Genomic DNA, 17,961 nt, shown 5'->3' on the forward strand with positions numbered 1-17,961 from the left:
TAGTATCATGATGTAAGTTAAAGTTTTCTAGGGTTCCGCATGTCACTGGGCATGGACTGGTCCGAGAGAAAACACATACGCGTAAATAGAGGCGTGTATGCACACGGAGGGAAAAAAGCCCGGGAGAGTCAATCTCATGTGAGACGACTGTCCGGGGTTTTTTTGTTTTCGCAGAATCTTAATAGATAGAAAGGAATGGCTTGCAATGAAATGGGGATTAGTCGTGCTTGCCGCCGTTTTCGAGGTTGTTTGGGTGGTAGGCTTAAAGCACGCTGACTCAGCTTTAACATGGAGCTTCACTGCTGTCGGCATCATAGTCAGCTTTTACCTTTTAATGAAGGCGACAAACAGTCTGCCTGTCGGAACCGTGTACGCCGTCTTTACCGGACTTGGCACGGCAGGAACGGTGCTGAGTGAAATCGTTCTGTTTCATGAGCCGGTTGGATGGCCGAAGCTTTTGTTAATCGGCGTGCTCTTAATCGGTGTAATCGGATTGAAGCTTGTGACACAGGATGAGACAGATGAAGAAGGAGGCGAGGCATAATGCTGCACTGGATCAGTTTATTGTGCGCGGGCTGTTTGGAGATGGCCGGCGTGGCCCTTATGAATCAATATGCGAAAGAAAAAAGCGTGAAATGGGTGCTGCTGATCGTTGTTGGTTTTGCCGCTTCCTTTTCCTTGCTGTCGTATGCCATGGAAACGATTCCTATGGGTACCGCTTACGCTGTCTGGACTGGCATTGGCACCGCCGGCGGAGCGCTTGTCGGCATCCTCTTTTACAAGGAGCCGAAAGACGCCAAACGGATCTTCTTTATCGCTTTGATTTTATGCTCAGCGGTCGGTCTAAAAATTCTGTCATAAATTGATTTTTATCAAATCTTCAGTATAATGGATAAATAGTTTAGACTTACAAAGATAAGAGGGATTATTCATGAAATCATATATGACTCAGCGGTTAAACGAATACCGTGACGGAAACGAGGATAAAGGGCGCCTTTTGGTCAGCTGTCCCGATCAGCCGGGGATCGTTTCGGCGGTTTCCGCGTTTTTATTTGAACACGGCGCCAATATTATAGAATCCAATCAATACACGACAGACCCTGAAGGCGGCCGGTTCTTCCTGAGAATCGAATTCGACTGTGCGGACATTCGTGAGAAAAAAGAAACACTTCAGCAGGCGTTTGCGTCTGTTGCGGAAACATTCAACATGACATGGAGCTTAACCTTGGCGAGCGAGCTGAAGCGTGTCGCCATATTTGTCTCAAAGGAGCTTCACTGCCTGCATGAGCTGATTTGGGAATGGCAAACCGGCAACCTTATGGCGGAAATCGCTGTTGTCATCAGCAACCACGAGGAAGCGAGAGAGCTGGTTGAAAGGCTGAACATTCCATTCCATTATATGAAAGCGAACAAAGACATCAGAGCGGAAGTTGAAAAGAACCAGCTTGAACTGCTTGAGCAATACAAGATTGACGTGATTGTTCTCGCACGCTATATGCAAATTCTAACTCCTGACTTTGTTTCGGCTCATCCGAATCGGATCATCAATATCCACCATTCATTCCTGCCTGCTTTTATCGGTGCGAATCCGTACAAACGGGCTTACGAGCGCGGTGTGAAGCTGATCGGAGCGACCTCTCATTATGTCACAAACGATCTTGATGAAGGTCCGATTATTGAACAGGATATTGAGCGTGTAGACCACCGCGACAATACGGAAGCGCTGAAAAACATCGGCAGAACCATTGAACGAAGCGTGCTTGCCCGTGCTGTAAAATGGCATTTGGAAGACCGCGTCATCGTCCATGAAAACAAAACAATCGTCTTTAACTAGACGGCAGGAGGCCCGCGTCATGCGGGCCCTTTTTGGTGACAAAAAACCTTGACAAGACTCTTTTTTCTTTGCATAATATAAAAAAATCATTGAGCGTTGAAGAGGATTAGTAAGCAGACCTTTCTGTGACAGAGAGCAAAATGAATTGCTGAAACATTTTGCCGCATGAAACCTGCCGAACCTGCCTTGGAGTCTTAGGGGGAAAACCTAGGCGCGTAACCTGGCGTTACAGGAAAGCGGAGCGCGCAAAGCGCGTTCAATCAAGGTGGTACCACGGAAACCCATTTCGTCCTTATGAATCAGGACGAAATGGGTTTTTTTATTGGAGAAGAGCCGCGGAGGAGAATAAATGAAAAAACAAAGAATAGTAGTGAAAATAGGAAGCAGTTCGCTCACGAACAGCAACGGAAGCATTGATGAGGCAAAAATCAGCGAGCATGTTCAAGCGATTTCAGTGTTGAAAAAAGCGGGGCATGAAATGATTCTGATTACCTCGGGTGCCGTAGCGGCGGGATTTTCCAGCCTCGGTTATCCGTCCCGCCCCGTTACTATTAAAGGAAAACAGGCGGCGGCCGCGGTCGGACAAACACTGTTAATGCAGCAATATATGAATCAATTCAAACAATACGCACTGACTCCGGGACAAATCCTGTTAACGAGAAATGATTTTTCGAAAAGAGAGCGGTATCGAAACGCGTATGCAACAATGATGGAATTACTGGAGCGCGGCGTCATTCCGATTATCAATGAAAACGATTCTACATCTGTTGAAGAATTGACATTTGGGGATAATGACATGCTTTCTGCGTTAGTCAGCGGATTGATTCATGCGGACCAGCTCATGATCCTCACTGATATCAACGGGCTGTATGATGCCAATCCGAATGAAAATCCAGAGGCGAAACGATTTGATTATTTGCCGGAGATTACGCCTAAGTTGCTGGGATATGCGGGTTCAGCCGGATCAAAGGTCGGCACCGGCGGAATGAAATCAAAGCTGTTAGCCGCACAAACCGCGCTGTCTCTTGGAGTGAAAGTGTTTATCGGAACTGGCAGCGGAGAGCAAAAGCTTGCGGACATTTTGGCCGGCAGGGGAGATGGCACGTATATCGGAGACAAAGAACTATCCTCGGTTAACAACACGAGACAATGGATTCAGTTTCACTCGCCGATAGCAGGAGAGATCCTCATTGATGCAGGTGCCGAGGAGGCGATGATCCATAATGGAAGCAGCCTGCTGCCGGCTGGCGTTGTAGGCGTGAACGGAAGCTTTCCGAAAGGAGCGGTCGTGGAAGTCAGAGGACCGGGCGGCGTGATCGGCAAAGGCCAAACGCATTACTCCTCCGAGGAGATTATGGAGGCCAGAGGCAAGCGAAGTGATGAACTTGGTTTTGAGAAAACGTTTGAGGTTATTCATAGGGATGACTGGGTCAATTTAAAAGATTAGGAGGCGGAAAAATGAGTGAAGTTTCTATAAAAGCGAAGCTGGCGAAAGAAGCGGCAGCCGAAATGATCATGAAAACAACGGCCGAGAAAGATGAGGCGCTCAGCCACATTGCAAACGGACTCCGCAGCGAACTGGATTTTCTTTTGTCGGAGAATGCAAAAGACATTGAAAACGGAAAAGAACATGGTTTATCAGCGGATGTCATTGACCGTCTCACACTGGATGAGAAACGCATTCGTGACATCGCGGACGCGGTCGAGCTGTTAATCGGCTTGGCGGACCCGATCGGCGAATCTCTTGAAACAATTGAAAAGGAAAACGGCCTTTTTATAGAAAAAATCCGTGTGCCGCTCGGTGTCGTTGGAATGATTTATGAGGCGAGGCCAAACGTCACTGTTGATGCGGCTACCCTTTGCCTAAAGACAGGAAACGCGGTTGTGCTGCGGGGGAGCTCCTCAGCCATTCACAGCAACAAAGCGCTCGTCAGTGTCATTCACAGGGCACTTGAGCAATCAGTGCTTCCGATTAACGCTGTGCAGCTGATTGAAGATACGAGCAGAGAAACGGCAAAAGAGCTCTTTACGCTAAATGATGGCTTAGACGTATTGATTCCGCGCGGAGGCAAGAAACTGATTGATCTCGTTGTAAAAGAATCAACGGTCCCTGTATTAGAAACCGGAGCCGGAAACTGCCACATTTTCATTGACGAAACGGCCAAACCGCAAATGGCAGGAAAGGTTGTCGTAAATGCGAAAACGCAGCGCCCGTCCGTATGCAACGCGATTGAATCATTGCTGATCCACAAGGCGTGGGCACAGCAGCACGGGAAAGACTTGCTGACTCAGCTGGAAAACGCGGGAGTTGAAATTCGCGGTGATCAATTTGTATGTGAACTTCATCCTTCAAGTAAACAAGCGACAGAAGAAGATTGGGAAACTGAATTTTTAGCGCCTGTCATCAGCGTAAAAACGGTTGAGAATGTCCAAGAAGCTGTGAAGCATATCCAGCAATACGGCACCAATCATTCTGAAGCGATTTTAACTGAAGATGACAAGCACGCGGCTTATTTTCAGACCGCTGTCGATGCTGCCGCTGTTTATCATAACGCGTCAACCCGTTTTACCGACGGTTTTGAATTTGGCTACGGAGCCGAAATCGGCATCAGCACGCAAAAGCTTCATGCGAGAGGGCCGATGGGACTTCCTGCATTAACTTCGACGAAATACATCATTAAAGGAACCGGGCAAATCCGCGAATAGCGCGGCAATGTTCAATGAAAAAGCTTATCTCCGTAACGGGATAAGCTTTTTTATACGGCTTAATTGTTCGAAATATGAATAGGGGGAATAAAACATGAGTCAGCCATTATTTACAGCATCCGTATCAGCGGTAGGAGGAAGAGAAGGAAAGGTGGTCTCATCAGACCGCGTTCTCGAATTCGATGTCGCAATGCCGGGAACACCGAGAGCAAAGAAATGAGAAAAAGCGACAAATCCGGAGCAGCTGTTTGCGGCGGGTTACGCAGCCTGCTTCGACAGCGCATTGCAGCTTGTCGCAAGAACAGAACGGGTGAAGGTAGAGACTGAGGTTACAGCGCATGTCAGCCTGTTAAAAGATGAAGCAGATCAAGGCTACAAACTTGGTGTGACGCTGCAAGTGAAAGGAAAAGGAGCCAGTGCATCAGAATTACAGGCACTCGTGCAAAAAGCGCACGGTGTCTGCCCGTATTCAAAAGCAACCTCCGGAAATATCGATGTTACACTTGAAGTAGCTGAATAAGAAAAAGAGGATGCCTCGCAAAGGCATCCTCAATTTTTTTGATGAAGTGTTTCCAGCAATGTATATAGAGCAGATTTTAACTGCTTCAGATCCTCTCCGGACTGGTTTAAGAGTCCCAGAATCGTCCGCGGCATGTCAGCCGCTTTTTCTTTTAATAACGTCCCGTCCTCTGTCAGGCTGATCAAGACGGATCGCTCATCTTCTTCAGATCTTTTTCTCGTGATCAAACCCTGCTGCTCCATTCGCTTTAGCATCGGAGTGAGCGTGCCCGAATCTAAGTACAGCAGCTCGCCCATTTTTTTGACCGTAAGCGTTTCGTGTTCCCATAACAAAAGCAAAACCAAGTATTGAGGGTATGTCACATTCAGCTTTTCAAGCAGCGGCTTGTATTGCTTTGTCATTTCCCGCAAACTCGCATAAAGCAAAAAACATAGCTGATTCTCGGCAAACATAGCATGTTTAAAAAGATCAAAAAGGGAAATATAACAACTAGATATAAATAAGGAGGCTGAAAACAAATGGCATTATTTACAGCGAAAGTAACCGCGCGCGGCGGACGTGCAGGACATATTACATCAGATGACGGCGTTCTTGACTTTGATATTGTGATGCCAAATGCAAAAAAAGAAGGGCAAACCGGCACCAACCCGGAACAGCTCTTTGCGGCTGGATACGCTGCGTGCTTCGGCGGCGCGCTTGAACACGTGGCCAAAGAGCAGAATATTGAAATTGATTCGGAGATTGAAGGGCAGGTCAGCCTCATGAAAGATGAGAGCGACGGCGGATTTAAAATCGGTGTCACACTTGTTGTGAATACGAAAGATCTGGATCGGGACAAGGCGCAAGAGCTTGTCAATGCTGCTCATGAATTCTGCCCTTATTCAAAGGCAACCAGAGGAAATATTGATGTAAAATTAGAATTAAAATAATGACCGGCATCCTGAGGGTTCTCAGGATGTTTTTTTGTGTCGGAAGCATGGGGGGCGGGTATGATCTTTTCAAAGTGTGAATACATGTAGTATAGGTGAATTCAGACTGGAAAAAAGGTGAGCACATGAAGAGACCAAAACTGTCAGTATGTATGATTGTAAAGAATGAAGAACGCCATATCGTCCGCTGTTTAGAGAGTGTGCAGCATATTGCTGATGAAATCATTGTGGTAGACACCGGATCGAACGATCGTACGGAAGACATTTGCAGAAGTTTTCATGCCAAGGTTTATCATCACAAATGGGAACAGGACTTTTCCAAGGCGAGAAATGCCGGTTTACAGCATGTGAAGGGAGAGTGGATATTGATCCTGGATGCTGACGAAGAACTTGATCATGACACGGGCAGCCTATTGCCTTCGCTGCTGACTGACAGCCTGCCATCTCTCGGTTGCATGAAGGTTGTGAACTATACAGGGAAGCAATGGGATGAAAATGAAGCATTTGAACAAAGGCAGTTTAGGCTGATCCGCAATCAGCGAAACATCACGTTTACGGGAAGGGTTTGCGAAAGACCAGAGGGGGAAGAAGCAAGCGCCGCTTTTTCGCTTCCGTGTATCATTCACCATTACGGGTATTTAGAGCAGGAGGCACAGCGAAAGCATAAACGCAATATGAGCTTATTGAATGCCGCATTGCTGACATCCAGCGCTGACGCGTTTTTCCTTTATCACAAAGCCGCTGAATATGACAGAGGAAACGAACAAGATAAAGCGCTACGGCTGTCAGTGGATTCTATCAGCATATGTAAAAGAAAAAAACAAATTCCTCCGCCTGCTTTCTATTATTTAAAGTATAAATTATTAATTGACACAAAACGGTACGAAGAAGCGGCACGGGATATCAATGAAGCGCTGGCGCATTATCCGGATTACTGCACGCTTCACTATTATAAAGGGATCATTATGTATCAGCTTAAAAAAGTCAGAGAAGCGATCACGGCGTTCGAAGCTTGTTTGCAAGCCGATAGTGACAATCATCAGTACGTACAGGTGAAGGGAGCAGCCGATTTTAGATCAAGCTGCTGGCTCGGTGTCTGCTATGCTGAATTGCACCAGCCTATGACCGCTGTTTTGTATGTGAAAAAAGCGCTGAAAGCCAATCCGAAGTGCTCACGGGCACAACGGGTTTTCAGCGAATTAACAAAGGATCAGGCCGTACACGCCTGATCCTTTTAATATGTCTTTTTTTCGGTAAAATCCCGCCATGCCTGAAAGGGGGATAAATGCTCCGTAAGAGCCACTTGATAAAAGGGGATCGTTCTTGCTTCAGCAGGTTTATCAATTTCTTGATAAATAAATGAATCATCAAACCCGGCTTCGGCAGCGTCTGTGTGCGTTGCCGCAAAGAAAACGGCACTTGGCCGGGCCCAGTAGATGGCGCCCAAGCACATGGGGCATGGCTCACAGCTCGTATACAACATGCAGTCATCCAGCTGGTATGTTCCAAGCGCTTTGCAGGCGTTCCGAATAGCCGTCACTTCCGCGTGGGCAGTCGGATCATTGCTTGTTGTGACGTTGTTCTGTCCCTCGGCAATAATTGATCCGTCTTTCACAATAACGGCTCCGAAAGGCCCGCCAATGCCTGCATTCACTCCTTCACGAGCGAGATCGACAGCCCGTTTTAAAAACGTTTCATGGTTCATCCTAAACCCTCCTGTCAATAGAGTGCTATTAGTATAGCGGAAAAGAATGCAAAGAACATTCTTAAAAAAGTGCAAAATAAACAAAGTATTTGGGGGATTTGCTAAGATGAGAGGAGAAACGAGGAGGGGTACTCATGCTGCATTTATATATTGCCAGACACGGACAGACCCAATGGAACGTAGAAAAACGGATGCAGGGCTGGATGGATTCTGATTTAACAGAACTTGGGCTATACAATGCCTGTGCTCTTGGGGAGCGTCTGAAGGATATTGAATTGAATCAGGTATACATCAGCCCGAGCAAGCGGACGGAAGAGACAGCAAAAAATGTATTAGGATCGCGCAGGCCTCCACTGGTGATAGATCATATGTTCAGAGAAATGTCACTGGGATCATGGGAAGGGAAAAAACAAGAGGATATTGAACGGGACGAACCAGATCTTTTTCGCACTTATTTTCATTATCCCGAAGCTTATCGCCAGCAGGGAAGTGAAACGTTTTTTGATTTTGAAAACCGGGTAAGGCTGGCTCTCCAAACCATTTTAGACAGCCATGCTTCCGGTAATGTTCTCTTGGTTACCCATTCTGTCTTTATATTAATGCTGCTAAATATCATAAAGGGAAGACGCATTAATGATATATGGAATTCTGCTTACATACATGATACATCATTGAGTCTTGTGGAATTTGATGAAAATGGAACAGCCGAAATAATAATAGAAGGGGACGGGAAGCATCGGAAACCGATTTCCGCTTTCTAATAGAAAAACCATCTGCCAGAGGCAGATGGCCATTTCTATATTATACAAGCTGTTTTTGCTGAGCTCTTGCTTGTTTAGCGGCTTCAACCATGTTTTTCAATGCTGCAACCGTTTCTTCCTGCTGTCTTGTTTTCAATCCGCAGTCTGGATTTACCCAGAAGCGGTCAGTCGGACAGACGGCAAGCGCATCAACGATAATGTTGTACATTTCTTCAGTTGACGGTACACGAGGGCTGTGAATGTCATATACACCAAGGCCGAGCCCTTTCAAATAAGGATGGTCTTTTAAGTAATCTAAAAATCCTCCGTGGCTTCTGCTGTGTTCGATTGTAATCACATCGGCATCAAGATCATTGATTGTATCAACAATATCTTCGAAGTTGCTGTAGCACATATGCGTATGAATCTGCGTCTCGTTTTTCACGGAAGAGGTGGTTAATCTGAATGCTTCTGCCGCCCAAGTCAAATACTCATCCCAATCGCGGGTTTTTAATGGAAGGCCTTCGCGCAGCGCCGGTTCATCGACTTGAATGATTTGAATGCCCGCATCTTCAAGCGCTTTTACTTCTTTGCGAAGGGCCAGCCCGATTTGGAAGGCGATTTCTTTTCTCGAAATATCGTTTCGAGGGAAAGACCAGTTTAAGATCGTAACCGGACCCGTCAGCATTCCTTTCACATGCTTGGAGGTCAATGACTGTGCATAGACCGTGTCTTTCACTGTCATCGGCTCAATAAATTCTACATCTCCGTAAATGACTGGCGGGCGGACACAGCGTGAGCCGTATGATTGAACCCAAGCGTATTTCGTGAAGGCAAAGCCGGCCAGTTTCTCACCGAAGTATTCGACCATATCTGTCCGTTCAAATTCACCGTGAACAAGAACATCAAGCTCCAATTCTTCCTGAATATCAATCCATCTTTTTGTTTCTGCATTGATAAAGTGTTGATACTGTTCATCAGACCATTCGTTTTTCCGCCATTTTTGGCGTGCGCTCCGCACTTCAGCAGACTGCGGGAAGCTCCCGATCGTCGTTGTCGGCAAAAGCGGAAGTCCGAGAGATTTATTTTGCAGAGCCAACCGTTCGTCGAATGGAATCGGGCGCTTGAAGTCTTTATCGGTTAATTGCTCAAGTTCTTTCTTTTGTTCAGTGTTTGCACCTGTTGCAAACTGCTTGAGCGCCTGAATGTCAGTTTTAGCCTGCTGAATTTGTTCGCTGATTGCCGCTTTTCCTGATACTAAACCTTCTTTCAAAGCTGTCAGCTCGGCTAGTTTTTCTTTTGCATAGGATAATCCGTTCAGCAGGTCCTTCTCCAAATGCTCGTCAGGGTGCTTCGCTACCGGAACATGCAGCAGGCTGCTGGAAGGCTGAATCCACAGCTCATCTACTTTTGCAATGCTGAGGATATCGAGAACGGCATCGAGGCGTTCTTCAAGATCCGCTTTCCAAATGTTGCGTCCGTCAATCACGCCGGCTGCCAGCACTTTGTCTGTCGGAAAGCCGTGTGTTGTCAGCTGTTCGAGGTTTCTGCCTTTATCGTGAACGAAGTCAAGTCCGATTCCCTGTACTGGGTAAGAGATCAGCTCTTCATAAGCATCAACAGAATCAAAATATGTCTGTAAAAGTACATTCAGAGATGAAAGCTCACTTGTTATGCTTTCGAATAATTGTTTTGCGCTGCGGACATCTTCGCCAGAGGCGGTAACAAGCGCTGGTTCATCGATTTGCACCCATTTAACGCCTTCTTGTTCTAGCTCTTTCAAAAGCTGTACGTATAGCGGCACCAATCGTTTTTGGATTGCTTTTGCTTCAGACGGGTCATAGCCTTTAGCAAGCGTGACGAATGTATAAGGGCCGACAATCACAGGTTTGGTTTCAACGCCGTATTCCTGCTTGATCCGGCGATAATCTTCGAGCTGTTTGTTTCTTGTGAGGCGGAACTCAATGCTCTCATCATACTCTGGCACGATGTAATGGTAATTTGTATTAAACCATTTTGTCATTTCACTGGATACGGCGTCTTTAGTTCCGCGGGCGATAGCGAAGTATGTATCGGTAGCGTCAGTCAAATGTCTGAATCGTTTCGGAATCCAGTTGAAGCTGACGGCTGTGTCGAGTACATGGTCATACTGTGTGAAATCAGAAACAGGCACAACATCAATCTGCTGGTCAATTTGTGTTTTTACGGCAGATAAAAACAGGTCGTCGATTTGCTTCAAAAATGTATCTTTGTCAGTGCTGCCTTTCCAATACGCTTCAAGTGCTTTTTTCCATTCCCGGTTCAGTCCGATTCTCGGAAATCCTAGATTCGATGTTTTGATGGTTGTCATTGTTTCTCCTCCTTTATATATAAAACACTCTCGTTAACCCGCGGATACAGGCTGCTAAGAGGTTTTCTCACAACAAAAAGCCTCTTTCCCATGAGAGAAAGAGGCTTTTTTTGCGTAAAACACTGCCTCTCTCATCTCTCAGATACAATCTGATGGAATTAGCACCGTGCCTTATGAGACATCAGTCTCGGCGCGAAAAGCAGTGCGCCCCATTTCACAATGGAATTACGGTCGGTTGCTGTTGGGGTCAAAAGGCCAATCCCTCGCCCAACTCTCGATAAGAGAAAATGTTATTAATTTTTTGAAAAGTTGAATCATTTGTTGGTAATCTTAACAGTAATTCAAATTCGTTGTCAATATAGAATTTGAAATTAAAATGACATCATTTGGTATATATTATATAAGAAAAATAATTTTATAGGACCATTAAATGTGATTGCTCTGCTCTGTCTGCAAGCTCATCAAGAGAGGTTAAATAGAGGAATCCATTGCCTGCCAGCGTTTTTGCAATCTCAAGCGGAAGTGTCCTGCGGATCAGCTGTGCATAAACCTCGGATTCAGAAAGCTTTCTTTGAAATGATTCTTCTTCATAGCTTTTGATAAGAGCAAGCGCTCCGCTGACATGGGGGGCAGCCATTGAAGTGCCGGTAAGCTTACCGTACTTCTTGTTAGGAAGGGTAGACAATATATTTTCTCCCGGTGCAACAAGATCAATCTCCTTATTGGCGTTAGAAAATTCTGATAATTTTCGCGCTACGGAAACAGATCCAACCGCGATGACTTCATTATAAGCTGCAGGATAGGAAAGCTCTTCCGTGCGTTCGTCTCCGTCACCTTCATTTCCTGCTGCACAAACAACAAGCACTCCGTTTTTGACGGCGTTTTGCACCGCTTCTTTCAGCTCTGGCACATCGCTTGGTCCGCCAAGGGACATCGAGATGATATCGGCTTTTTGTTCCACAGCGTAGTTAATGCCGTTAATAATCCATTCGTACTGTCCGCTGCCGTTTTCACCGCCAAGAACCTTCACAATCAATAGGCTTGCCTCAGGCGCAACTCCGGCAATGCCGCCGTTTGAATCATTAGCAGCAATCGTTCCGGCGACGTGTGTGCCGTGTCCGTTGTAGTCGGAAATCACATCGTCCTTGCCGCCGTCATCATCCGTGAAGTTCTTTCCGCCGATGATTTGGTTCTTTAAATCAGGATGGCTTGTGTCGCAGCCCGTGTCCAATACAGCAATTTTTACATTCTTGCCTTTTACCCCTTTTGCCCACATTTCTGGCGCCTTAATCACTTTAATGCCCTCAGGAAGCTCGTTTACATCCATGATCTGCTCATTCGTCACATACGGGATCAAGCGGATTTCACCATTCATAAAAAAGCCCTCCTTTTTTATGCTTTCAAGTGGATTCAAGGGTGTTGCCTCATATTATATGAAAAAAGCAACCGTTCGGACAGAGCCATTTGAAGCATTTTGAAAAAAGAGGATACAATCCAAAGAATTAGTGATTTTCAAAATATTGGATGGCTTCAGCGTGTATGACTGGGATTCGGCTTTGAGTCAAGTTATAATAGGGTTGGAGAAAGGAGCAGTGTGATGAAACTGAATGAACAATTATATGCGTTTTTTTCAGAGCATGTAGAGCAAATGGCCGAGGAATGGATAGAAACGATGAAGGATAGTGATCCAAATTCGCTTTACGCCTTACATAATGCCACAGTGACGGAAGAATTAAAAGAGCAGGACAGGGAATTTTACCGGCATCTGAATTACATGTATGTTTTACCGGAAAAACAATTTCTCGAGGAATTTCAAGAGTGGGTCATTGAGCTGACGAATGATCAAAAGCATCTCGACACTCCAGTTCAGTACGTCATTCGGGAGTTTATGAGAAACCGTAGATTATATACGAAGTATTTTGAGCAATTCGCAGAAGAAAATGAGTCGGCGTTTGAACCGGGAGAGAAACAAAAATGGGCCGATTTGATTGTGAAAGTTTTTGATTTTACCATTTATACATTCGTCGATCACGCTGAAACGAATGCCAAACAGCAATTAAACGCTCAGAGAGAAATGATATTGGAATTAAGCTCGCCTGTCATTACACTGAGCAAATCAACAGCTCTGCTTCCGCTTGTCGGTGACATTGATACGGAGCGGGCAAAGTTTATTCTGGAAAACACGCTTCATGCCTGTGCAAAAAGACGAGTGGAGCATCTGTTGATCGATTTGTCAGGCGTTGTGGTCGTTGATACGATGGTGGCTCACCAAATTTTCAAATTGATTGAGGCGCTCAATTTGATCGGTGTCCGGTCAACTCTGTCAGGAATCAGGCCCGAAATCGCGCAAACCGCTGTACAGCTGGGGATTGATTTTTCGAACATTACAATTAAAACCAATCTTGCTCAAGCTTTAAACTATCATCAATAAGAAGAACATCCGCTATCAGTGATAGCGGATGTTTTTATGAGACAAAGCAAAAAGATACGAGAAAAGATCCTGCGAACAGCAAGAGAACGAGGCAAAAGAACAGCCAATCGCGTCTGTTCACAGTCAGTGTCCGGTAATAAGTCCGGTTTCTGCTTCCTGTAAAACCTTTCGATTCCATCGCGAGCGCCGTCCGTTCCGCTTTTCTGATAGCGCTTGCCAAAAGCGGGATGGTATACCGCTTTAACGCGCTGATTTTTTCGATGAAGCCGCTTTCCGCTGCTCCTCCTCTAATTTGATGAGCCTGCTGGATCAGCCGGACCTCATCCTTTAAGAGCGGAAGAAAACGAAAGCCTGCAATGACGCCATAAGCAAGCTTTGGTGAGAGCTTGCACTGCTGAACAAGGCTCAGCATAAATAAAATCGGATCAGTTGTAAAAACAAACATCATCGACAAGGCGGAAAAGCACAAAATACGAAACCCGAGAGAGATGCCGACAGACACATTATCGCTGTTGATCGAGATAGGGCCGGCTTGAAACAAGAAATTATCCGGAGTTGTCGGCACCTTGCCAAAAACAGCGGCTGTCCACACGCAACCGAATGCCAAAATCAAAAACGGAATCGTAAACAAGAACCATTTTTTCAATGGGATTCTGGCAGCCGTTAGGACACCCGTAATGATGATGATATAAAAACACGCAGGGGTGTACGGGTTGTAAATAAACGACAGCATGACGACACAGGAAAAAACGGCCGCCGCTTTCACTGTCGGATTAATGAGATGTAATGACTGCATCATCACGCACCTCCTCTTGATATGCCATCCATTCATATAAGAGGGGAAGAGTGAGCTTCGCTTTTTGGACAAGTGCTGTTTCCTCAGAAAATAACCGTGCTGGAGATCCGTCAAAGGCCAGGCTTGTATCGTGAAGCACGAGCACGCTGTCGGCATACGAGGAGACCAGCTCCATATCGTGTGTAATCATAAGGACAGCGGTTCCTTCTTGTTTGATCTTCTGAATCATGTCCATGCATTCAGCCGCCGTGCGGGCGTCCTGGCCAAAGGTTGGCTCGTCTAACAATAAAACCTTTACGTCATGCATGAGCATAGTCGCGACACTCAAACGCCTTTTTTGCCCTTGGCTGATCGCGAAGGGATGATGGTCAGCCAAATGTGCAAGACCGAAACGATGCAGCAGGTGCCGCGCTTTTTTCTCAGTTTCAGTGCTTGCTTTCTGGCCGAACAGCAGCTCATCATACACCGTATCGGCGACAAACTGATGTTCCGGATTTTGAAAAACAAATCCCATTCGTTTACGCAATTCATTTTCTTTATACGCTTGCAGCGGCTTATCATATAGAAAAATCTTGCCGCTTTTCGGCTTTAAAAGACGGGCGAGGACAGATAAGAGTGTGGATTTTCCAGTGCCGTTCGGGCCGACAAGCGCCGTCAAAGAGCCTTCGCACAATGAAAAGCTGATGTCTTTGAAAATCGCCTGCTGTCCTCTTGCGAACGAAAGGCAGCTGACTTCAAGCACACTCTTCCCGGAAGGAGCTTCATTTATTTCAGGATAGCCGGCAGGAAAAGGCTCATTGAACAATGATTCTTTTGATAAAGAAAACGGCATACGGAGCTTTTCCTGAAGATCACATCCTTTAGGAATCGCGATGCCCAATTCCTTTAAGGTCTTTGCTTCATGCTGAAATAGATCTTTCGTCCGGCCATCCAGCGCTTTTTTTCCTGATTTGTCCAGCACGATGGTTCTCTCAATCCAAGGCGTCCATTCATCAAGCTGGTGCTCAATGACGAGGAGGCTGAAGCCTTTTTCCCGCTGAAGCTCCTTCATCATGTGAACGAACTCCCGCGCTGAATAAGGATCTAAAAGGGAAGTCGGTTCATCTAGCATAATAAGCTCAGGCTCCATCGCTAAAATACAGGCGAGAGCCACTTTCTGCTTTTGTCCTCCTGACAGAGTGGATATCGTTTTTTCTTTTAAATCGGTAATACGCAATTTTTCTAAAACAGCATTGATTTTCTTCGTCATCTCTTCTTTCGGAATCTGCAGATTTTCCAGCCCAAAAGCGATTTCGTCCTCCACCGTCAGCATGCAAAACTGCTGATCAGGGTCCTGAAAGACGATCCCGGCACGCTGAGCAATGGATTCGGTACCTGTAACCGGCTTTTGAAACAGGGAGACATGCCCGGACTGTATGCCGTCGCAAGCCTCAGGGTAAAGGCCGTTTAAACAAAGGGCGAGCGAACTTTTTCCGCACCCGCTTGGGCCCAGCAATAAAGCGCATTCTCCTTTATGAAGTTCAAACGAAAGGTTTTGAAAAACCGGTTTCTCGTCTTCTTCATAAGAGAAGCTGAGTTTGTCAACCTTCAGGAGTTCATTAAAGGCTTGCATGTTCTGATGCCCGCTTCCGTTTCTTTTTCAGTTCCTTTCCGAGCGCCATTCCGTTTAATACACCTGTATAAGCGAGAGAGTCGCTGACAGCCTTTCCGAGAAGCCCCGCAAGCAGTGCACCGGAAATCAGACGAATCACAAGCATAATGAGAAGATAAGTTGGTGAATAGGCTGCATAGCCGGAAACAAAGAGATCGTAAATAAAGCTGGCTGCCGAAGATCCCATTCCAGCCAGCAGAAGGACAGGCAGAGAGTATGCTTTCCAGCGTGTCGCGAGAAAAACTGCCTCAGCCCCGAGACCTTGAACGATGCCGATAACGATGACCATCGGGCCAGACGGGTTTCCCAGCAGGCACTCAACGAGCGCTGCAATCATTTCAGAAACGAGCGCCGCACCCGGTTTTCGAATCATATAAGCGGCAATGACAGAAACGATAAACCAAATGCCGTAAATCGGTTCATAAGCGATTGGCCCGAACATACCGGCAAGCACGTTTCCGAAATGCGTAAATAATAAATAAACAACGGCAAAAACGATACTGATAACGGACATGATGACAATTTCTTTTACTTTCCAGCTTTTCATGTTATCCCTGCTTCCTGTTTTTTCTTGATGGACTGTTAGCCGAAAAATTCACCGTCATGGTTACGTGGTTTGTTTGCTGTTCAGCCATGCGGAAAACAGTTTCCAATGTTCTGAATACGTCATGCGCATCCCCGTCAAGCTCGCTCGCGTAATGGACACCCTGTACAAAGGTGCCTTGGGTTTTTGCGATGTCGACAGCCTTCAAAATCAATCCCATATAATCCGGCTCATTCATTGGATAAAGGGCAAATTGGCATGGCGCTTCCGCGTTCAAGCCTCGGACAGCATCTTCATTGACACGCTTATCGTCTTTGAAAAGATATGTATCTCCCTGTGTATCGCCCGGGCATCCGATGGAAAACGTGCCGTTCATAACGATGTGCTTTTCGCTGTTCGCCGCATAAAGGTAAATGGCCTTGGCAGCGTCGAAAACATGATCAATCGATCCGCGCAAGACTGTACTGATATGGTCAGTTTTCGTCCAAACCTTGGATGTATCTGTTTTTTTCAGAGCAGACTTGATCACACTGATAAAATCATCCGTCATCGGATATAAAGAGAAGCGAAAACCGGCGATTCTGCTTGTACCGCAAATATGCTCCATTTCTAAATGCCTCCTGTTTTTTAGGATGAAATAAAAAAACTGCATATCCTAAGGGAATATGCAGTCATAGATCGATTAAGCGCACAAAAAATACACCATTCGGTCAACCTGCACTTCCCCACGCTGGTATTATCCAGATCGGGTCATAAGGGATCAAAGCGCGTTTCTCCCGCGCTTTATCTCAGCCAAAACAGCACCCCTAGTGCTTTCCGTATGCAATTTTTTATTTGACATCATCATAGATGATAAGAATCATTTTGTAAACAATGAAATGATTTTTTCATATAGGGGCAGGAGAGAATGATCACATTTGGGGAAATGCTCCATATTAATTGTCAAAAAATCGCCAGCGTGCTTTAGCTTGAATTGGAATATGAAGGATACAGCGTTACTGTTAAACAAGGTGATAACCCCTAAACTTAAGCTGTTTTAGGATTTTGTCAACAATCTAAAACCCCGCTGCATGATAAGAACCTTTCTTTTGGACAATCTAATGGGAAAAGGAGGCGAAACACATGGAAAAGAAAGAGGAGCAATACATCAATCAGGCTGAATTTGTCCCTCATCCGACGAAGGAAGGAGAGTATGCTTTATTTCTTCACGAATCATATCATTTGCTCTCGGAAGATGATGAGACACAAACAACAGAATAAGGGCTTAGGCCCTTGTTTTGTTCCGTAATTGTAATGAAAGCGCATTTATACTTTTTTGAGTTGACACAGCTTGTTTTTTTCTGTAATCTCAGTGTGTCAATTCAATTAGGAACTTCGTTAGGTGAGGCTCCTGTATGGAGATACGCTGCTGCCCAAAAATGTCCAAAGACGCCAATGGGTCAACAGAAATCATCGACATAAGGTGATTTTTAATGCAGCTGGATGTTTGATCCTATGCCATACAGTGCTAAAGCTCTACGATTGAAGGCGCCCGCACGCTTTTTTGCCGTGCTTCTTTCTCCTTCAATCCCGAAGGCTTTTTTTATGCCCTTAAAATGAAGTTTACAAAAGGAGGTGCGGAGTATGGATTCTCCCCATTCGAGTCAATCTGAAGAAGTACCCATATACTATGACAGCAAGACAATTGATTACACGATGAGGAGACAATCTGCCGCACCTTCTGGCGAGGCCGGCATGTCTCCGTAGAGGAGGTAC

The 17,961-nt window shown here is 45.7% G+C and carries 19 protein-coding genes, 1 pseudogene, 4 riboswitches and 1 other annotated feature; of the genes and pseudogenes, 12 read left to right on the top strand and 8 right to left on the bottom strand.

Annotated features, from left to right (window positions below):
* The first annotated feature begins 16 nt into the window (after nucleotides 1-16).
* A riboswitch (guanidine-I (ykkC/yxkD leader) is annotated at nucleotides 17-128 on the top strand.
* Nucleotides 129-205: 77 nt separating this feature from the next.
* From ykkC to G4P54_RS06930, 6 genes and pseudogenes are all read left to right on the top strand, one after another.
* Entirely contained in the window at nucleotides 206-544 is a 339-nt protein-coding gene (ykkC, locus tag G4P54_RS06905) for a multidrug efflux SMR transporter subunit YkkC (protein ID WP_167872193.1), read from the top strand.
* Nucleotides 544-861: a multidrug efflux SMR transporter subunit YkkD gene (ykkD, locus tag G4P54_RS06910; RefSeq protein WP_167872194.1), complete on the top strand. Its 318-nt coding sequence runs from the start codon at nucleotides 544-546 to the stop codon at nucleotides 859-861. Before ykkC ends, ykkD begins: the two co-directional genes overlap by 1 nt.
* 70 nt (nucleotides 862-931) lie before the next feature.
* On the top strand, nucleotides 932-1,834 hold the full coding sequence (purU, locus tag G4P54_RS06915; RefSeq protein ID WP_024716341.1) for a formyltetrahydrofolate deformylase: 903 nt from the start codon (nucleotides 932-934) through the stop codon (nucleotides 1,832-1,834).
* An 87-nt stretch (nucleotides 1,835-1,921) separates the two neighbouring features.
* Nucleotides 1,922-2,131: a binding site (T-box leader), on the top strand.
* Between the two features lie 52 nt (nucleotides 2,132-2,183).
* Nucleotides 2,184-3,281 carry a glutamate 5-kinase gene (gene proB / locus G4P54_RS06920; RefSeq protein ID WP_167872195.1) on the top strand — a complete coding sequence of 366 codons (1,098 nt, stop codon included), beginning with the start codon at nucleotides 2,184-2,186 and terminating at the stop codon, nucleotides 3,279-3,281.
* 11 nt (nucleotides 3,282-3,292) lie between these two features.
* Nucleotides 3,293-4,540: a glutamate-5-semialdehyde dehydrogenase gene (gene proA, locus G4P54_RS06925; protein WP_167872196.1), complete on the top strand. Its 1,248-nt coding sequence runs from the start codon at nucleotides 3,293-3,295 to the stop codon at nucleotides 4,538-4,540.
* 94 nt (nucleotides 4,541-4,634) lie between these two features.
* A pseudogene (locus G4P54_RS06930) lies at nucleotides 4,635-5,060 on the top strand (organic hydroperoxide resistance protein).
* A gap of 29 nt (nucleotides 5,061-5,089) precedes the next feature.
* Here G4P54_RS06930 and ohrR read toward each other — a convergent pair.
* On the bottom strand, nucleotides 5,090-5,512 hold the full coding sequence (ohrR, locus tag G4P54_RS06935; protein WP_167872197.1) for an organic hydroperoxide resistance transcriptional regulator OhrR: 423 nt from the start codon (nucleotides 5,510-5,512) through the stop codon (nucleotides 5,090-5,092).
* A 66-nt stretch (nucleotides 5,513-5,578) separates the two neighbouring features.
* On the opposite strand from ohrR, the gene ohrB reads away from it, so the two are divergent.
* Together ohrB and G4P54_RS06945 are read left to right on the top strand one after the other, a co-directional pair.
* Nucleotides 5,579-5,989, top strand: coding sequence for an organic hydroperoxide resistance protein OhrB (gene ohrB / locus G4P54_RS06940; RefSeq protein WP_166853464.1), 411 nt, complete (start codon nucleotides 5,579-5,581; stop codon nucleotides 5,987-5,989).
* 125 nt (nucleotides 5,990-6,114) lie between these two features.
* A complete protein-coding gene (locus G4P54_RS06945) occupies nucleotides 6,115-7,218 on the top strand; it encodes a glycosyltransferase family 2 protein (RefSeq protein WP_167872198.1) in 1,104 nt (367 codons plus the stop codon).
* 5 nt (nucleotides 7,219-7,223) lie between these two features.
* Here G4P54_RS06945 and guaD read toward each other — a convergent pair whose 3' ends face one another.
* Nucleotides 7,224-7,694 (bottom strand): guanine deaminase, encoded by a 471-nt coding sequence (guaD, locus tag G4P54_RS06950; RefSeq protein WP_167872199.1) that lies wholly within the window; start codon nucleotides 7,692-7,694, stop codon nucleotides 7,224-7,226.
* A 134-nt stretch (nucleotides 7,695-7,828) separates the two neighbouring features.
* Between guaD and G4P54_RS06955 the strand changes: the two genes are divergently transcribed.
* A complete protein-coding gene (locus G4P54_RS06955; protein WP_167872200.1) occupies nucleotides 7,829-8,455 on the top strand; it encodes a histidine phosphatase family protein in 627 nt (208 codons plus the stop codon).
* 40 nt (nucleotides 8,456-8,495) lie between these two features.
* Here the strand turns inward: G4P54_RS06955 and metE are convergent, their stop codons facing one another.
* Nucleotides 8,496-10,784 carry a 5-methyltetrahydropteroyltriglutamate--homocysteine S-methyltransferase gene (metE, locus tag G4P54_RS06960; protein WP_167872201.1) on the bottom strand — a complete coding sequence of 763 codons (2,289 nt, stop codon included), beginning with the start codon at nucleotides 10,782-10,784 and terminating at the stop codon, nucleotides 8,496-8,498.
* Nucleotides 10,785-10,912: 128 nt separating this feature from the next.
* Nucleotides 10,913-11,068, bottom strand: a riboswitch (SAM riboswitch).
* 131 nt (nucleotides 11,069-11,199) lie between these two features.
* The gene (isp, locus tag G4P54_RS06965; protein ID WP_167872202.1) at nucleotides 11,200-12,159 is read right to left on the bottom strand and encodes a serine protease Isp; all 960 of its coding nucleotides are present in this window, start codon (nucleotides 12,157-12,159) and stop codon (nucleotides 11,200-11,202) included.
* Nucleotides 12,160-12,381: 222 nt separating this feature from the next.
* Here isp and rsbRB point away from each other — a divergent pair, with 222 nt between their 5' ends.
* Complete coding sequence (gene rsbRB / locus G4P54_RS06970; RefSeq protein WP_167872203.1) at nucleotides 12,382-13,215, top strand: RsbT co-antagonist RsbRB; 834 nt, start codon at nucleotides 12,382-12,384, stop codon at nucleotides 13,213-13,215.
* A 34-nt stretch (nucleotides 13,216-13,249) separates the two neighbouring features.
* On the opposite strand, the gene thiX is transcribed toward rsbRB, so the two are convergent.
* Genes thiX through thiU form a run of 4 tightly spaced genes read right to left on the bottom strand, consistent with a single transcriptional unit; the run spans nucleotide 13,250 to nucleotide 16,813 of the window.
* Entirely contained in the window at nucleotides 13,250-14,014 is a 765-nt protein-coding gene (thiX, locus tag G4P54_RS06975; RefSeq protein WP_167872204.1) for an HMP/thiamine ABC transporter permease ThiX, read from the bottom strand.
* Entirely contained in the window at nucleotides 13,989-15,623 is a 1,635-nt protein-coding gene (locus tag G4P54_RS06980) for an ABC transporter ATP-binding protein (protein WP_167872205.1), read from the bottom strand. Before G4P54_RS06980 ends, thiX begins: the two co-directional genes overlap by 26 nt.
* The gene (locus G4P54_RS06985) at nucleotides 15,610-16,209 is read right to left on the bottom strand and encodes an ECF transporter S component (protein ID WP_167872206.1); all 600 of its coding nucleotides are present in this window, start codon (nucleotides 16,207-16,209) and stop codon (nucleotides 15,610-15,612) included. Before G4P54_RS06985 ends, G4P54_RS06980 begins: the two co-directional genes overlap by 14 nt.
* A gap of 1 nt (nucleotide 16,210) precedes the next feature.
* A complete protein-coding gene (gene thiU / locus G4P54_RS06990; RefSeq protein WP_167872207.1) occupies nucleotides 16,211-16,813 on the bottom strand; it encodes an HMP/thiamine ABC transporter substrate-binding protein ThiU in 603 nt (200 codons plus the stop codon).
* 98 nt (nucleotides 16,814-16,911) lie between these two features.
* Nucleotides 16,912-17,024, bottom strand: a riboswitch (TPP riboswitch).
* A gap of 304 nt (nucleotides 17,025-17,328) precedes the next feature.
* Here thiU and G4P54_RS06995 point away from each other — a divergent pair.
* Nucleotides 17,329-17,466: a transcriptional regulator SplA domain-containing protein gene (locus G4P54_RS06995; RefSeq protein ID WP_032682188.1), complete on the top strand. Its 138-nt coding sequence runs from the start codon at nucleotides 17,329-17,331 to the stop codon at nucleotides 17,464-17,466.
* 106 nt (nucleotides 17,467-17,572) lie between these two features.
* Nucleotides 17,573-17,739: riboswitch (M-box (ykoK) riboswitch) on the top strand.
* Nucleotides 17,740-17,829: 90 nt separating this feature from the next.
* Nucleotides 17,830-17,952: a hypothetical protein gene (locus G4P54_RS21465; protein WP_032682186.1), complete on the top strand. Its 123-nt coding sequence runs from the start codon at nucleotides 17,830-17,832 to the stop codon at nucleotides 17,950-17,952.
* Nucleotides 17,953-17,961 lie beyond the last annotated feature (9 nt).

Source organism: Bacillus tequilensis (assembly GCF_012225885.1).
Lineage (GTDB): Bacteria > Bacillota > Bacilli > Bacillales > Bacillaceae > Bacillus > Bacillus tequilensis.

Coding starts and splice junctions, on each gene's coding strand:
- ykkC (WP_167872193.1), top strand. CDS start 206: ATGAAATGGGGATTAGTCGTGCTTGCCGCCGTTTTCGAGGTTGTTTGG.
- ykkD (WP_167872194.1), top strand. CDS start 544: ATGCTGCACTGGATCAGTTTATTGTGCGCGGGCTGTTTGGAGATGGCC.
- purU (WP_024716341.1), top strand. CDS start 932: ATGAAATCATATATGACTCAGCGGTTAAACGAATACCGTGACGGAAAC.
- proB (WP_167872195.1), top strand. CDS start 2,184: ATGAAAAAACAAAGAATAGTAGTGAAAATAGGAAGCAGTTCGCTCACG.
- proA (WP_167872196.1), top strand. CDS start 3,293: ATGAGTGAAGTTTCTATAAAAGCGAAGCTGGCGAAAGAAGCGGCAGCC.
- ohrR (WP_167872197.1), bottom strand. CDS start 5,512: ATGTTTGCCGAGAATCAGCTATGTTTTTTGCTTTATGCGAGTTTGCGG.
- ohrB (WP_166853464.1), top strand. CDS start 5,579: ATGGCATTATTTACAGCGAAAGTAACCGCGCGCGGCGGACGTGCAGGA.
- G4P54_RS06945 (WP_167872198.1), top strand. CDS start 6,115: ATGAAGAGACCAAAACTGTCAGTATGTATGATTGTAAAGAATGAAGAA.
- guaD (WP_167872199.1), bottom strand. CDS start 7,694: ATGAACCATGAAACGTTTTTAAAACGGGCTGTCGATCTCGCTCGTGAA.
- G4P54_RS06955 (WP_167872200.1), top strand. CDS start 7,829: ATGCTGCATTTATATATTGCCAGACACGGACAGACCCAATGGAACGTA.
- metE (WP_167872201.1), bottom strand. CDS start 10,784: ATGACAACCATCAAAACATCGAATCTAGGATTTCCGAGAATCGGACTG.
- isp (WP_167872202.1), bottom strand. CDS start 12,159: ATGAATGGTGAAATCCGCTTGATCCCGTATGTGACGAATGAGCAGATC.
- rsbRB (WP_167872203.1), top strand. CDS start 12,382: ATGAAACTGAATGAACAATTATATGCGTTTTTTTCAGAGCATGTAGAG.
- thiX (WP_167872204.1), bottom strand. CDS start 14,014: ATGATGCAGTCATTACATCTCATTAATCCGACAGTGAAAGCGGCGGCC.
- G4P54_RS06980 (WP_167872205.1), bottom strand. CDS start 15,623: ATGCAAGCCTTTAATGAACTCCTGAAGGTTGACAAACTCAGCTTCTCT.
- G4P54_RS06985 (WP_167872206.1), bottom strand. CDS start 16,209: ATGAAAAGCTGGAAAGTAAAAGAAATTGTCATCATGTCCGTTATCAGT.
- thiU (WP_167872207.1), bottom strand. CDS start 16,813: ATGGAGCATATTTGCGGTACAAGCAGAATCGCCGGTTTTCGCTTCTCT.
- G4P54_RS06995 (WP_032682188.1), top strand. CDS start 17,329: ATGGAAAAGAAAGAGGAGCAATACATCAATCAGGCTGAATTTGTCCCT.
- G4P54_RS21465 (WP_032682186.1), top strand. CDS start 17,830: ATGGATTCTCCCCATTCGAGTCAATCTGAAGAAGTACCCATATACTAT.